The 14,019-nt window shown below is 69.7% G+C and carries 14 protein-coding genes; 8 read left to right on the top strand and 6 right to left on the bottom strand.

Going from position 1 to position 14,019, the window contains the following annotated elements; all coding sequences use genetic code 11:
• The first annotated feature begins 37 nt into the window (after positions 1-37).
• The gene (locus tag AVL48_RS13255; RefSeq protein WP_061983272.1) at positions 38-766 is read left to right on the top strand and encodes a zf-HC2 domain-containing protein; all 729 of its coding nucleotides are present in this window, start codon (positions 38-40) and stop codon (positions 764-766) included.
• Between the two features lie 218 nt (positions 767-984).
• A complete protein-coding gene (locus AVL48_RS13250) occupies positions 985-2,187 on the top strand; it encodes an ROK family transcriptional regulator (RefSeq protein ID WP_061983271.1) in 1,203 nt (400 codons plus the stop codon).
• Here AVL48_RS13250 and AVL48_RS13245 read toward each other — a convergent pair.
• On the bottom strand, positions 2,184-2,657 hold the full coding sequence (locus AVL48_RS13245; protein ID WP_061983270.1) for a pyridoxamine 5'-phosphate oxidase family protein: 474 nt from the start codon (positions 2,655-2,657) through the stop codon (positions 2,184-2,186). The two genes, AVL48_RS13250 and AVL48_RS13245, sit on opposite strands and share 4 nt — an antisense overlap.
• On the opposite strand from AVL48_RS13245, the gene AVL48_RS13240 reads away from it, so the two are divergent.
• Entirely contained in the window at positions 2,656-3,138 is a 483-nt protein-coding gene (locus AVL48_RS13240; RefSeq protein WP_061983269.1) for a MarR family winged helix-turn-helix transcriptional regulator, read from the top strand. The genes AVL48_RS13245 and AVL48_RS13240 overlap by 2 nt on opposite strands.
• Positions 3,139-3,192: 54 nt before the next feature.
• Positions 3,193-3,558, top strand: coding sequence for a nuclear transport factor 2 family protein (locus AVL48_RS13235; protein ID WP_061983268.1), 366 nt, complete (start codon positions 3,193-3,195; stop codon positions 3,556-3,558).
• A 1-nt stretch (position 3,559) separates the two neighbouring features.
• On the opposite strand, the gene AVL48_RS13230 is transcribed toward AVL48_RS13235, so the two are convergent.
• On the bottom strand, positions 3,560-4,066 hold the full coding sequence (locus AVL48_RS13230; RefSeq protein ID WP_061983267.1) for a PaaI family thioesterase: 507 nt from the start codon (positions 4,064-4,066) through the stop codon (positions 3,560-3,562).
• 72 nt (positions 4,067-4,138) lie between these two features.
• Between AVL48_RS13230 and AVL48_RS13225 the strand changes: the two genes are divergently transcribed.
• The 4 genes from AVL48_RS13225 to AVL48_RS13210 are packed head-to-tail and all read left to right on the top strand — an operon-like array spanning position 4,139 to position 8,174.
• Positions 4,139-4,708, top strand: coding sequence for a TetR/AcrR family transcriptional regulator (locus AVL48_RS13225; RefSeq protein WP_244162308.1), 570 nt, complete (start codon positions 4,139-4,141; stop codon positions 4,706-4,708).
• 51 nt (positions 4,709-4,759) lie between these two features.
• Positions 4,760-5,071, top strand: coding sequence for an ArsR/SmtB family transcription factor (locus tag AVL48_RS13220; RefSeq protein ID WP_061983347.1), 312 nt, complete (start codon positions 4,760-4,762; stop codon positions 5,069-5,071).
• A gap of 11 nt (positions 5,072-5,082) precedes the next feature.
• A complete protein-coding gene (locus AVL48_RS13215; RefSeq protein ID WP_061983265.1) occupies positions 5,083-5,817 on the top strand; it encodes an HAD family hydrolase in 735 nt (244 codons plus the stop codon).
• A 56-nt stretch (positions 5,818-5,873) separates the two neighbouring features.
• Positions 5,874-8,174, top strand: a complete 2,301-nt coding sequence (locus AVL48_RS13210; protein ID WP_425266080.1) for a glycoside hydrolase family 65 protein — start codon at positions 5,874-5,876, stop codon at positions 8,172-8,174.
• 4 nt (positions 8,175-8,178) lie between these two features.
• On the opposite strand, the gene AVL48_RS13205 is transcribed toward AVL48_RS13210, so the two are convergent.
• The 4 genes from AVL48_RS13205 to AVL48_RS13190 form a co-directional block, all read right to left on the bottom strand.
• A complete protein-coding gene (locus AVL48_RS13205) occupies positions 8,179-8,358 on the bottom strand; it encodes a hypothetical protein (RefSeq protein WP_061983263.1) in 180 nt (59 codons plus the stop codon).
• A gap of 39 nt (positions 8,359-8,397) precedes the next feature.
• The gene (locus tag AVL48_RS13200) at positions 8,398-9,354 is read right to left on the bottom strand and encodes a Ppx/GppA phosphatase family protein (RefSeq protein WP_061983262.1); all 957 of its coding nucleotides are present in this window, start codon (positions 9,352-9,354) and stop codon (positions 8,398-8,400) included.
• A gap of 221 nt (positions 9,355-9,575) precedes the next feature.
• Positions 9,576-10,616 (bottom strand): LLM class F420-dependent oxidoreductase, encoded by a 1,041-nt coding sequence (locus AVL48_RS13195; protein WP_061983261.1) that lies wholly within the window; start codon positions 10,614-10,616, stop codon positions 9,576-9,578.
• A gap of 80 nt (positions 10,617-10,696) precedes the next feature.
• Positions 10,697-14,008, bottom strand: coding sequence for a DUF885 domain-containing protein (locus tag AVL48_RS13190; RefSeq protein WP_061983260.1), 3,312 nt, complete (start codon positions 14,006-14,008; stop codon positions 10,697-10,699).
• Positions 14,009-14,019 lie beyond the last annotated feature (11 nt).

Here is a 14,019-nt window from a genome sequence, read left to right as displayed (position 1 = left end):
CGGGAACCGTGGCAGGCCCGCGCCCGACAAGTGAGACGTGAAGTGCGAGACCTGCCGCGAGGCCCTGTCTGCCCGGCTCGACGGCGAAACCGAACCCGCCCCACCTGAGGCGGTCGACCGGCATGTGGCCGGTTGCGCCGCCTGCCGGTCGTGGCTCGCTCGCGCGGAGCGGCTGCACCGGACGATCCTGCTGCGGCCGGCGCCACCGGTCCCGGACCTCACCGCCGTCATCCTGGACCGCACCCCCGCCCCGCCGCGCGAAGGCTGGCCCGCCAGGATCGCGCTCGCCCTGGTCGCGATCGCCCAGCTCGGCCTCGCCTTCGCCCAACTACTGGGCGTCGAGGACCACGCGGCGGGACACAGCGCGGAATCCCTGGTCGGGCACCTCGCGCACGAGAGCAGCGCGTGGAACCTCGCCGTCGGCGTCGGCCTCGGCTGGGCGGCCGTCCGCACGAAGGCGGCGGCCGGGCAGCTGCCGGCGCTGACCGGGTTCGTCGCCCTGCTCCTGGCGTTGTCGGCGGGCGACCTCGTCTCGGGGCAGGTCACCGCCGGGCGGGTGCTCACCCACGGGCTGGTCGTCCTCGGACTGGTCCTGCTGTTCGTGGTGAACCGTCAGCATCGCCTGCGCGACCTCCCCAGTCCGGCGACGACGGCCGGCAACCCCGGCTCCGTCACCGCGGAAACCGGCGGCGAAACCGGCGAAACCCCCGAACGCCCCCGCCAGCACAGGGGATTCCGGCGGCCGGCGAGCCGTCACGTCGCCTGACCGAAACCTGCGCCGCTTGGTCTAGACCATTATCGATCACTGGGAGCACCCGTCCGAATACCGGGTGAATCACCGGTTTTCGCGCGCGGCGTGCGCGATGCGCGCCCCCGAGCCGTTTATCGTCGCCGAGGACCACCGAATGTAAACCTTCTTGCCCATTCCGGGCCGGAGCCGGATAACTTTGGTGGAACACTTTGGTTCGACAGGAGGCGAAGCTCGTGATTGGCGCAGAAAGTCCGCCCGTCGGCACCCCGGCCGGGATGCGGAAGATCAATCAGCGCGCCGTGCTGGACCTCCTGCGCCGCAGCGGCCCCGCCACCCGGCCGCAAGTCGCCAAGGACACCGGTCTCTCCAAGCCGACGGTGAGCCAAGCGTTGCTGGCTCTCGAAGCGGCGGGCCTCGCCAGGGCGACCGGGCACACCTCGACCGGCACCGGCCGGTCCGCCGTGCTCTACGAGGCGGATCCCACGGCCGGATACGTCCTCGGTGTCGACATCGGACGCGAACACCTCCGTGTCGCCGTCTCGGACCTCGGCCACACCGTCGTCGCCCGCCGTGACGAACGGAACACCTCGCGTTCCGGCACCGCGCTCGTCAGCGCCGTGGGCGCGCTCGCGGCGGCGACAGTGCGCGAAGCGGGGCTGAGCCAGGCGGACATCGTCGTGCGCGTCCTCGGCTCGCCCGGGGTCGCCGACCCGGCCAAACGCTGCTTCCGGCACGCGCCGAACCTGCCCGGCTGGGGCAAGGCAGGCCTGCTCGACGAACTCGAAGGCGTTCTCGGCCCGGACCTCATGGTGGAGAACGACGCGAACCTCACCGCCGTCGGTGAATGGGAACGCGGTGCCGCGCGCGGCGCGTCCGTGTTCGGCTGCATCACCATCGGCACCGGTGTCGGCATGGGCGTGATGGTCAACGGCGAGGTCTTCCGCGGCGCGACGGGCGCCGCGGGCGAAATCGGCTACCTGCCCTACGGCCAGTCACACGCGGCGGGTGAAGGCGAAGACGCGCCGCCGGTCCGTGGTCATCTCGAAGAGGCGACGGCGGCGCAGTCCGTGGTCCGCGGCGCCCGCGAACTCGGCCTCGGCACGGCGAAATCGGCCCGCGAGGTCTTCCGGCTCGCCCGCGATGGCGACGAACTCGCCTTGCGTGCCGTCGAGGCCGAAGCGGACAGGCTCGCGTACACGGTCGCGTCGGTGGCCGCGGTGATCGACCCCGAACTGATCGTGCTCGGCGGCGGCATCGGCACCGCGGCCGATCTGCTGCTCGACCCGATCGACCGCGCGCTGCGCTCGTTCACCCCGCTCGTCCCGTCGGTCGTCCAGGGCGAACTGGGCGACGACGGCGTCCTGACCGGTGCGATCAGCGTCGGCCTGCGCGCCGCCGAGGGCCTGGTCTTCGAACGGAAGGTCGGTGCGGCCTAAGCGGCCGGGTCCGCCAGCCGCCAGGCCTTGCCGCCGGTACTTATCCGCCACGGCACCAGCCTCAGCACGGTGATGTCCGGATCCAGTGGATCTTCGCCGCCCATGATCCTCGGGTCGAAGCCCAGCGGCTCCGGCGTTTCCTCGGCCAGCCGCCACAGATGTCGCCGCGTTTCCTCGTCGTCGGCATAACCGGCGCCGCATTCGGCGACGGCGACCTCGTGCGCCGGATCCCAGTACGAACACGAGACGAACGGCGTCCGCGCGAGATGCGTCTTCTTCAGCGGAGTGGGCCGGGTGAACAGGTGCCCGACGAGTTCGCCGTCCCGCTGTTCCCAGATCGGGTGCACCACCCTCGACCTCGGCCGCCCTCGGCGGTCGACCGTCGCCAGCGTGCACCAGACGATCCGATGGGCGACCCGGACGAACTCCTCCAGCAGTTCACGCGGCGGGATGCTAGATTCCACAACCATGGTTGTGGATCCTAACCCCGCAGATCTCGACCTGTCACTGATCTCGCTGTTCGCGGGCTGGGCGATGAGCGGCGAGATCCAGCGACGGCTGACCGCCGACGGGATCGGCGGAACCCGGTTCAACGACGGCGTGGTGTTCCAGCACGTGCTCGCCGGACCGCTGTCTATCTCCGCGCTGGCCGGACGGATGGGCGTGACCCAGCAGGCGGCCTCGAAGGTGGTCGCCGAGCTCGAACGCCGGGGGCTGCTCCGGCGCGTACCCGATCCCGCCGACGCGCGGACCCGGTGGTTGCACCTGACCGAAACGGCCGAACGCGCCGTCGAAGGGGCACGAAAACATCGGGCGGCGCTGGAAAAGGAACTCACCGCGGAATTCGGCGAAGAGCGGGTCGCGGACGCGAGGGAATTGCTGGCCCGGATCGTCGATCGTTACGGCGAACCGGAAGCGATCCGCGGCCGCCGGGTCCGCCCGCCGCTTTGAGGCATTACCTCCGCGGTAATCGACGGCGGCGTGGCCAAGCGAAACGATGCCCGTATGACAACGACCCAGAAGATCGTCCTCGACTGCTTCGAGAACTTGTTCGTACACAAGGACTTCGCCGCCGCGGGCGCGAACGTGCACCCGGATTTCCGCACCCACAGCCCTGGCCTTCCCTCCGGCCGTGACGCTTTCGTGGCGGCGATGCGGAATTCGCCGCTGATCGACGCGGAAGTCTCCGTCAAACGCGTGATCGCCGACGACGACCACGCCGTCGTGCACCTGCACGTGGTCCCGTCCGGCGACGAACGCGGCGCGGCCGTCGTCGACATCGTCCGCGTCGAAAACGGGCTCATTGTGGAACATTGGGACGTCAAGCAGCCCGTACCGCCCGCCGCGGAAGTGCCGAACGGGATGTTCTGAGTCAGGGAGCGATGATCAGGCAGGTGCTCGACGCGGTCGCGAGCACCTTGCCCTCCGCGTCCCGGATGTCGCCCTCGGCGAACGCCACCCGCGAACCGGCCTTCACGATCCAGCCGTGCGCGCGGATCTCCCCCACCGAGCCGGAAATGGCGCGCAGGAAGTTCACCTTCAACTCGACCGAGGTGTAGCCGACCCCGGCGGGCAGGGTCGAATGCACCGCGCACGCCACCGCCGAATCCAGGAGGGTCGCCGCGACCCCGCCGTGCACCGTGCCGATCGGGTTGTACAGCGACTCGTCCGGCGTCGCGGCGAGTACGACGTCGCCCTGGGCCACGCTCACCCAGCGCATCCCGAAATGCGCCGAGATCGGCGGAGGCGGGATGCGGCCCTCGGCGATGCCGGTCAGGTAGTCCAGCCCGGACAGTGCACGGCCGAGCCGCGCGGTGGGCAACGGATCCTGCCAGGTCACGGTCTTCTGCCTGGTCTGGCCGGTGACGTCGACGGTCATGACTGCCTCCTAAGACGGTCGTCCTAGCCTTTCCCAAGACGATCGTCCTAGTCAAGGGCTATGCTCGGAGACGTGTCCGATGCCACCACCCGTGAGCGGATGATTTCGACCGCGATGACGCTCTTCCGTCGCGAGGGCTACCAGGCGACCTCGTGGCGGCGGCTGGTCGAGCATGCCGGGACGCCGTGGGGCTCGGCGTACCACCACTTCCCCGGTGGCAAGGAGCAGCTCGCGGTCGCCGCCATCGAGCTCGGCACCGCCGTCGTGGCCAAGACGGTCCGCCGCGCCTTCGAACGCAACGAGACCATCGAGGACGCCGTGAGCTGGTGGTATCGCAAGGCGGGCGAGGCGCTGGCCACCGACGGCTACCGCGGCGGCTGCCCGCTCGCCACGATCACGCTGGAGATGGCACACGCCTCCCCCGCGATCACCAAGGCGTGCGAGGACGCGTTCGCCGCCTGGCACGCGCTGCTGGTCGACTTGCTCGGCGCCCACGGTGCCGACGGCGAAAGGGCCGAAGACCTCGCGACGGCCATCGTGACCAACCTCGAAGGCGCTTTGCTCGTCAGCCGGGTCCGCCGGTCGCCCGATCCGCTGGACCGGGCCGCGCGGCACGTCGCACTCGTGGTCCGCGCCGCATAACATCGGCGGGTGAGCATCGAGCCGGACCGGGTGGACGCCGCCGTCGAAGGCATGGGTGACCGCGAGGCGATCACCGAATGGGCACAACGGTTCTCGCTCGTCGCGGATCCGTCACGGCTCGCGCTGCTCGTCTCGATCCATTACGCGCGCGAAATCAGCGTGACCGATCTCTCCGCGGCCACCGGTATGACCGACACCGCGGTCTCGCAGGCGTTGCGGCTGTTGCGCGCGCACGGCCTGGTGACGGCGCGCCGCGATGGCCGGATCGTGCGCTACAGCCTCGCCGACGCGACCGTCCACGAACTGATCCACCTGGTGCGGCCGCATCCCGAAAGCCGAGCGGGCACCGCCGAGCGCGGGTAGCGTGGCCAGACATGATCGGTCTGCCCGACACCATCACGGCCTGCCTCTTCGACCTCGACGGCGTGCTGACCGGAACCGCGGCCCAGCACCGCGAAGCGTGGAAACGCACGTTCGACGACTTCCTGCGCGCCCGCGACGGCGACGCGTTCTCCCCGTTCACCGACGCCGACTACGCCTCTTACGTCGACGGAAGGCCGAGGGCCGACGGCGTCCGCACCTTCCTCGCCTCGCGTGGCATCGACTTGCCCGAGGGAAACCCCGACGACGATGTCGACGCCGCGACCGTCAACGGCGTCGGGAATCGCAAGAACCAGCTGGTCCTCGCGATCATCGAGGAAGAAGGCGTCACGCCGTATCCGGGTTCCGTGCGATACCTGGAGGCGGCGAAGGCGGCCGGCTTGCGCATCGGCGTGGTCACCTCGTCGGCCAACGGCGCGAAGGTGCTCGACGCCGCCGACCTGACCAGGTTCGTCGAAGCGCGGATCGACGGGATCGTGATCGTCGAAAGGGGTCTTCGCGGCAAACCCGCCCCCGACTCTTTCCTCGCCGGGGCCGAGGCTTTCGGCGTCTCCCCGGAGCACGCGGCCGTGTTCGAGGACGCGCTCGCGGGGGTACAGGCCGGTAAGGAAGGCCGATTCGGTTACGTGGTCGGGGTGAATCGCGCGCATCAGGCGGGCGAACTGCTCGCCCACGGTGCCGACGTCGTGGTGGACGACCTCGCCGAACTGCTGGAGGACGAGAAGTGACCGACCCGCTTTTCCGCGGCTACGAGGTGGCGCCCTGGGAGCTGCGCTGGCGCGGCATGGACGTCGACGCCCTGCAGCGCACCGAATCGGCGTTCGCGTTGTCCAACGGGCATATCGGCCTGCGCGGGACACTGGAGGAAGCCGAACCCCGCGGTCTGCCGGGCACCTATCTCAACGGGTTCTACGAGCAGCACGATCTTCCCTACGCGGAAGCCGGTTACGGTTACCCGGAAGAAGGACAGACCGTCGTCAACGTGACCGACGGCAAGATCATCCGGCTGCTCGTCGAGGACGAACCGCTCGACATGCGGTACGGCCAGGCGACCGACCACGACCGCGTGCTCGACTTCCGCAAGGGCACGCTCGCGCGCGACACGGTGTGGTCTTCGCCGACCGGGCGCCGGGTGCGCGTGAAGACCGAACGCCTGGTCTCCTTCACCCAGCGCTCCGTCGCCGCGATCCGGTACGAGGTCGAACCGCTCGACGACGAGCTCCAGCTGGTGGTGCAGTCGGATCTGCTCGCCAACGAGCCGATCGAGTCCGACACCCGTGATCCGCGGGTCGCGGCGGCACTGGAATCCCCGCTGATCGCGGAGTTCCACCACGCCGAGGGGTATCACGCCGTGCTGGTGCACCAGACCCGCCAGTCCGGGCTGCGGATGGCCGCGGCGATGGATCACAAGATCGACGTCACCGACGGCGTCCGCACGCACATCCAGGCCGAAGAGGACCTCGCGCGGCTCACCGTCGCCGTCGACGTGCCGAAGGGCGGACGGCTGCGGATCACCAAGTACCTGGCCTACGGCTGGTCCGCGCAGCGTTCGCTGCCCGCCGTGCGCGCGCAGGTCGAAGCCGCGCTGGCGGGGGCGCGGCAGACCGGCTGGAAGGGGCTGCTCGCCGAGCAGAAGGAGTTCCTCGACGACTTCTGGGAGACCTCGGACATCGAGATCGAGGGCGACCCGGAACTGCAGCAAGCGGTGCGGTTCGCGCTCTTCCATCTCCTGCAGGCCGGGGCCCGGGGCGAGACGAGGGCCTTGGCGGGCAAGGGGTTGACCGGCCCCGGTTACGACGGGCACGCGTTCTGGGACACCGAAACCTTCGTATTGCCCGTCCTCACCTACAGCATGCCGGACGCCGCCCGCGACGCGCTTCGCTGGCGCCACTCCACTTTGGACAAAGCGAGGGAAAGGGCGGCGCAGCTGGGCTTGCGCGGCGCGGCGTTCCCCTGGCGGTCCATCAACGGCGCGGAGTGTTCGGCCTACTGGCCGGCGGGCACGGCGGCGTTCCACGTCAGCGCGGACATCTCCGACGCCGTCGTGCGCTACCTCAACGCCACCGGCGACGACGAGTTCATGCGGACCGAGGGCGCGGAACTGCTCCTCGAAACCGCACGGATGTGGTTGTCACTGGGGCATTTCGACCGCCGCGGCCGGTTCCGGATCGACGGCGTCACCGGGCCGGACGAATACTCCGCGGTGGCGGACAACAACGTGTACACGAACCTGATGGCGCAGCGGAACCTGTTCTACGCCGCCGAAATCTGCGGACAGCACGAGGACGTCGCCGAAGCGTTCGGGGTCGACGCGGACGAAGTCGCGTTGTGGCGCAAAGCGGCCGAAGCGATGCTGATCCCCTACGACGAGGACCTCGGCGTCCACCCGCAATCCGAAGGCTTCCTGGAGCACGACGAGTGGGACTTCGAGGCCACCGACGCGGATTTCTACCCGCTGCTGCTGAACTTCCCGTACTTCGATCTGTACCGCAAGCAGGTGGTCAAACAGGCGGACCTGGTGCTCGCGCTGCACCTCTGCGGGGATTCCTTCACCCCGGAGCAGAAAGCGCGCGACTTCGCCTACTACGAGGCGCGGACGGTGCGGGATTCCTCGCTGTCGGCGGGAACGCAGGCCGTGATGGCGGCCGAGGTCGGGCATCTCGAACTGGCGTATGACTACCTCGCCGAAGCCGCGCTCACCGACCTCCACGACGTGCACAACAACGTCCGCAACGGCCTGCACATGGCGTCACTGGCGGGCGCGTGGCAAGGCACCGTCGCCGGGTTCGGCGGGCTGCGCGACCACGGCGGGCGGCTGACCTTCGCGCCGCGACTGCCGCCGCAGCTACAGCGGATCGCGTTCCGGCTGACCTTCCGCGGCACCCGGTTCCAGGTCGAGATCGACGGCGAAGGCGTGACGTATCACGTGATCACCGGGGACCCGTTGGAACTGATGCACCACGGCGAGACGTTCACCGTCACCGCGGAACCGGTGCGGCTGCCGATCCCGCCCATCGACCCCGGCCCGGCGCCGGTGCAGCCCGCGGGCCGCGCTCCGGTGCGGCGGCGGCCGAAGCACGAGTGACCGCTCAGTCCGGGGGCTCGACCGGCACCTCACCGCTGCCCGGAACGCCGTCGACGTCCCCGGTCCCGTGCGGGCCGATGTCGCGGTTGGGCGCGCTCGGCACGTCGGTCTTCGGCTGGACCTTGCGAAGGTCGTCGAGTTCTTCTTCTTCGTCTTGCCCGAAGTTCTTCTTGCTTTCCCTCATGTGTCCGGCGTACCCGCTCTCGGCCGAAAACGCCAGTTTTCAGGCGGCTTTCGCCGGCTTGCCGTCGAGACCGACCAGGCCGTCGCGCATGGTGAGCAGCAGGCCGTCCCTGGTCGACCACGGGCAGATGGCGACCTGGCCACCGGCCAGCGTCAGCAACGCCTCCGCGACGACCGCGCCTGCCAGTGCCTGGTGGGAGCGCTGTCGCGAAATGCCCGGCAGTTCGGCGCGGCGTTTCGCCGGCAGCTTCGCGAGCCTCGGGATCCACGCGCGGAGGTCGTCGAGGTGCAGTTCCCGTGCCCGGGACGGCCGGTCGCCCGCGAGCCTGGCGAGTTGCCGCAGCACCTTGGAGCAGCCGACGGCGCGGTGATCGCGGATCTCCGGGAGCACGTCCCGCATCGCGTCGCGGACCTCGTCGAGGACATGGTCGCGCATGGCCCGGACGACCTTCGGCGACGGGCATTCGGTGGACATCCAGTCGCGCGTCAGCGAGCGGGCGCCGAGCGGCAGCGAATGCGCGAACCCGGCCTCCTCCGCGTTGCCCGCGGCGAGTTCGACGGTCCCGCCGCCGATGTCGAGCACCAGCAACCCGCCCGCGGAAGCGCCGTACCACCGGCGCGCTCCGACATAGGCCAGTTCCGCCTCGCGGCGGCCGGTGAGGAACTGCAGTGTGACGCCGGTGGCCTTGGCGACGTCGGCGACGACCTGCTTCACGTTGGCGGCGTCGCGGATCGATGACGTCGCAAGCGGGTACACGTTCTCGACGCCGTGCTTGGCCGCCATGGTCATGCCTGCCTCGACCGCGGACGAAACCGCGTCGATGCCCCGCCGGGTCAGCTTGCCGTCGTCGTCCAGTTCCCGGTCGAGCCGAAGGCGCGTCTGATGGCTCAGCACCGGATCGAGCGGTGTTCCGCCCCTGGCCAATACGACCAGCCGAGCGCTGAACGACCCGACGTCCAGGACGGCGGCGGCCGGTTCCCCGATCTTTCTGCGCACGCGAGGACACCTCACCTTCGTCGCGAACGTATTCCCCGAGCTTTCGCTTTCACTCCTGATAATGGCCGATTTTCCTGCCGTTCAGGCGTGCTTTACGTTCTCTTCTCACCGCGATGCCGCTTTTTGACCACGGCGGGGATACGTCGGCGCAGGTCGAGGATACCGTATCGATACAGGTGAGAGCTTCGACTCCCTCAGTGCGTCGGAAAACTTCGAACGAACTAGCCGATGAGTTCGCGCAACTTCGACACCTGGGCGACGCGGGCTTCACGCCCCGGAAGCAGCGGGTTGACCACCAGTGTCGTCGCACCGGCCTCCCGGAACGCGGCGAGCCGCTCCTTGACGTAGCCCTCGGGCCCGATCAGCGAGATCGCCCTGATCAGTTCCGTCGGCACCGCCGCGGCGGCTTCGTCCTTCTTGCCGTCCAGGTAGAGGTCCTGGATGAGCTTCGCTTCGGCCTCATAGCCGTAGCGCTGCGCGAGGCTGTTGTAGAAGTTCTTGCCGCGCGCGCCCATCCCACCGATGTAGAGCGCCAGCATGCCGCGCAGGTGGTCCAGCAGCCCGTCGACGTCGTCACCGATCGCCAGCGCCGTCCCGACGAAGGTGTCCAGCTCGCCCAGCGACGGGTCCCGCTTCGCCTTGCCCTCGGCCAGCGACGCGCCCCAGACCTCGGCCGCCTTCTCGGGGTGGAAGAAGATCGGCTCCCAGCCTTCGGCGAGTTCGGCGGTCAGCGCGACGTTCTTCGGGCCGATCGAGGCCAGCAGGATCGGGATCCGCTCCCGAACCGGGTGATTGATCAGCTTCAGCGGCTTGCCGAGGCCGGTGCCCTGCTCGGGTGGCAGCGGGATCGAGTAGTGCGTGCCGGAGTGCACCACCTTCTCCCGCCGCCACACCTGACGGCAGATGTCGATGATCTCGCGGGTCCGGCCGAGCGGCGCGTCGTACTTCACGCCGTGGAAACCCTCGATGACCTGCGGACCCGACGCGCCGATGCCGAGGGTGAACCGGCCGTCGGAGACGAAGTCGAGCCCGGCGGCGGTCATCGCGGTCAACGTCGGGGTCCGCGTGTAGATCTGGAAGATCCCGGAGGCGATCTGGACCCGCTCGGTCTTCGCCGCGACGTAGCCGAGCTGGCTGACCGCGTCGAAGGAGTAGGCCTCGGGGACGAAGACGATGTCCAGCCCGGCCTTCTCCAGCTCGACGATGTCCGCCACGCTGTCGGCGAAACCACCGGCGTAGCTGATCGCGGTCCCGATCCTCATCGGCATCTCCCTCGTACGTTACTGAGCGCTCGCTTAGCGACAGTATGCGCCGGGACGCCGTCTTTCGCCTGTGTCCCGGCTCACTGGGCGGCCACCCATTCCTTCACGACGTTGTCCAGCACACGCAGCGGCAGGATCCCGTTGCCGAGAACGACCTCGTGGAAGCCCTTGATGTCGAACCGGTCGCCGAGGGCGGCCTCGGCCTCGGCGCGGATCCGCTCGATCTCCAGGCGGCCGACCATGTACGACAGCGCCTGCGCGGGCACCGCGGCGTAGCGGTCGATCTCGGCCTCGATCTCCACGCGGGCCATCGGCGTGTTCTCGGCCAGGAAGTCGACGGCGCGCTGACGACTCCAGCCGAGCGCGTGCATGCCGGTGTCGACGACCAGCCGCCCGGCACGCATCGAATCCTGGGTGAGCATGCCGAACCTGGTCAGGTCACTGGAGTACAGGCCCATCTCGTCGGCGAGACGCTCCGAGTAGAGCCCCCAGCCTTCGACGTAGGCGTTGACATCGGCGTGTCCGCGCAGCATCGGCAGGCCCTTGAGCTTGTGCGCGATGCAGATCTGGAAATGGTGTCCCGGAACGGCTTCGTGGAACGCGATCGCCTCGCTCGTGTGCTTGGGCCGCTGCTCGGCCTCGTAGGTGTTCGCGTAGTAGGTACCCGGCCGCGACCCGTCGAGCGCCGCCTCGATGTAGTACGCCAGCGTTCCGCCGGGCGCCTCCGCGGGCGGGACCGGCTCGACCTGGCAGCGCTCCTCGGGAATGGTCGAGAACCACCGCGGGGCGACGGCTTCGGCGCGGGTGATGGCCGCGCGGGCGGCGTCGAGCAGTTCGTCGCCGTCGCGCCAGCGCAGGGCGGGGTCGGTACGGAGCCGCTCGAAAATCTCTTCGAGGTCCTTCGTGCCGAAGACCTTCTCGCCCAGCTCGCGGTACTGGTCGGCCAGTTTCGCGATCATCTCGAGCCCGGTGTCGTGCAGCTCCTGCGCGGTGCGCTCGGTGGAGGTGTGCGCGCGGATCAACGCGGCGTACTTCTCCTGCCCGCCGGGAAGCGCGCACAACCCCGGCTCTTCCGCGCTCTTCGCCACGGGACGCAGTTCGGTGGCGAGGAAGTCGCGGTAGCGGGTGTAGGCGGGGCGGACCACCTCGGTCAGCAAGCGGTCCCGTTCGGCCTCATAGCCTTCCACGGAAACGGAGGCGGTGAGCGCCAGCGGGTCACCCGCCACGTCACCGAGATACCGCTCCACGTAAGCGATCCCGCCTTCGACGAGGAAGTCGGGTGGCACCAGTCCCTCGGCCGCCGCCGCGCGCTGGCGCGTGATCAGGGCGTCCAGATAGTCACCCATGCCGTCCAGGCGCTTCAGGTAACCCCGGACCCGTTCTTCGTCGTTGAGCGTCAGCACCGCGAGTTCGTTGAGCATGAACAACGCGGGCGAGGCCAGCCCGTCGCTGACCGAGAACTCGGCGGCGCGGGCGTCGACCACGTCGATCATCGCCTTCGCCTGCTGGATCACGACCTCGCGGGTGACCGCCTCTGCCGGGGAAAGCCCGGCCACGTCCAGGGCTTCGGCCCGTTCGGCGATCGACACCGCCGACGCGCGCTGCGCCGCCGCGGCCGCCGCGCTCGGGTCGGGCAGCGCGCCGTGGTCGCAGGGCAGGCCGAGCAGGGATTGCCACAGCGGGAGCTCTTCGAACTTGAGCGCCATGAGCTCTTCGGCGAGACCGTTGGGGGTGTCGCCGTGGCCGGCGACCCAGTCGCGGACCACGCCGTCCAGCACCGAAAGCGGCAATGATCCCCCGCCGAGCACGACGTCGTGGAAGGCCTTGATGTCGAATCGGCTGCCCAGCGTGAGCTCGGCCTCCTGGCGGATGCGCTGGATCTCCAGCCGCCCCACCATGTACGACAGCGCCTGACCGGGGAAGGCGATGTAACGGTCCACTTCGGACTCGATCTCGACCGGCGCCATCGGCGTGTTCTCGGTGAGGAAGTCGATGGCCTGGCGGCGGCTCCAGCCCAGCGCGTGCAGCCCGGTGTCGACCACGAGCCGTCCGGCGCGCATCGAATCCATGGTCAGCATGCCGAGTTTCGCGACGTCGTCGGAGTACAGCCCCATCTCGTCGGCGAGTCGCTCGGTGTAGAGCCCCCAGCCCTCGGCGTACGCGGTGAAGTCGCCGATCCGGCGCAGCAGCGGGAGTTCGGTCAGTCCCTGCGCGAGACTCAGCTGGAAGTGGTGGCCGGGAATGGCCTCGTGGAACGCCGTGGCCTCGGCCGCGTGCCGGAACCGCTCCTCCGCCTTGTGGGTGTTGGCGAAGTAGATCCCCGGCCGGGAGCCGTCGACGGCGGGCCACATGTAGTACGCGGCCGGCGCGCCGGGCGCGGATTCGGCGGGGACCGGTTCGACCGTCCACGGCTGCGGCGGGATCCGGCCGAACCACTTCGGCGCCTCGGCCTCGGCCCTGGTGATGGCCGAGCGGGCGGAGTCGAGCAGTTCTTCGGCGCTGGACCAGCGCAATGCCGGGTCGGTGCGGAGCTTGGTGAAGATCTCGCCGAGGTCGGTGGTGCCGAAGACCCGGGAGCCGTACTCGCGGTACTCGGCGGCGAGGTCCGCGATCACGTCGAGCCCGGTCTGGTGCAGCTCACGCGGGGTGCGGACGGTGGTGGTGTGCATTTCGGCGAGGAGGGCGTAGATGCGCTCGCCGTCGGGCAGCCAGCAGACGCCGGGCTTGTCCTCGGGACGGCCGTGCGGCGCGATCTCCTTCGCGAGCACCTCGCGGTACTCGGCGATCGCCGGCCGGACGACGTCGCGCAGCAGGCCGGCGCGGCGGGTCTCGAAGTCGTCGTCGGGCGCGGGCTGGCGCAGCAGCGGATCGGCCGACGGCTCGGCGAGGTGACGGTCGAGGTAGGCGACGGCGGCGTCGACGAGGTAGGCGACCGGGACCAGGCCGCGGGCCACGCCGTCACGATGCCGCTGGGCGGCCTGCCGCAGGTACTCCGGGATGGCGGCGATCCGGCCGAGATGGGCTTCCGCCTGCGCGCCCGTGCCGACCGACATCATCGGCAGCACGGTGAGCACCTCGGCGGCAGGCGAGATGAACAGGTCGCTGACGGTGAACTCGACGAACCGCGAATCCAGCAGCGCGATCCTCGCCCGCGCCATCGCGATCAGGACGTCCCGGGTGGTCTTCTCCTCCGCGCTCAGTCCGTCGGTGCCGAGGGCTTCGGCCCGCTCGGCGAGACCGGCCAGCTTCGCGCGGAAGGCGTCTCCCGCCTCCTCGCTGAGGTCGGTGAGGCCGGTCGATTCCGGACGGAAGCCCTGCAAGGCGGGCATGACCGGCTCGGCGTCGAAGAGGGCTTCGACGAACTCGTCGGCGAGGGCGGAGACTTCGCTCATGTTTCTTCCCC

Origin of the sequence: Amycolatopsis regifaucium (assembly GCF_001613935.1) — a bacterium.
Taxonomy (GTDB): domain Bacteria; phylum Actinomycetota; class Actinomycetes; order Mycobacteriales; family Pseudonocardiaceae; genus Amycolatopsis; species Amycolatopsis regifaucium.
Note: the sequence above shows the minus strand (reverse complement) of the source record. Positions and strands in the feature narration are given on the sequence as shown.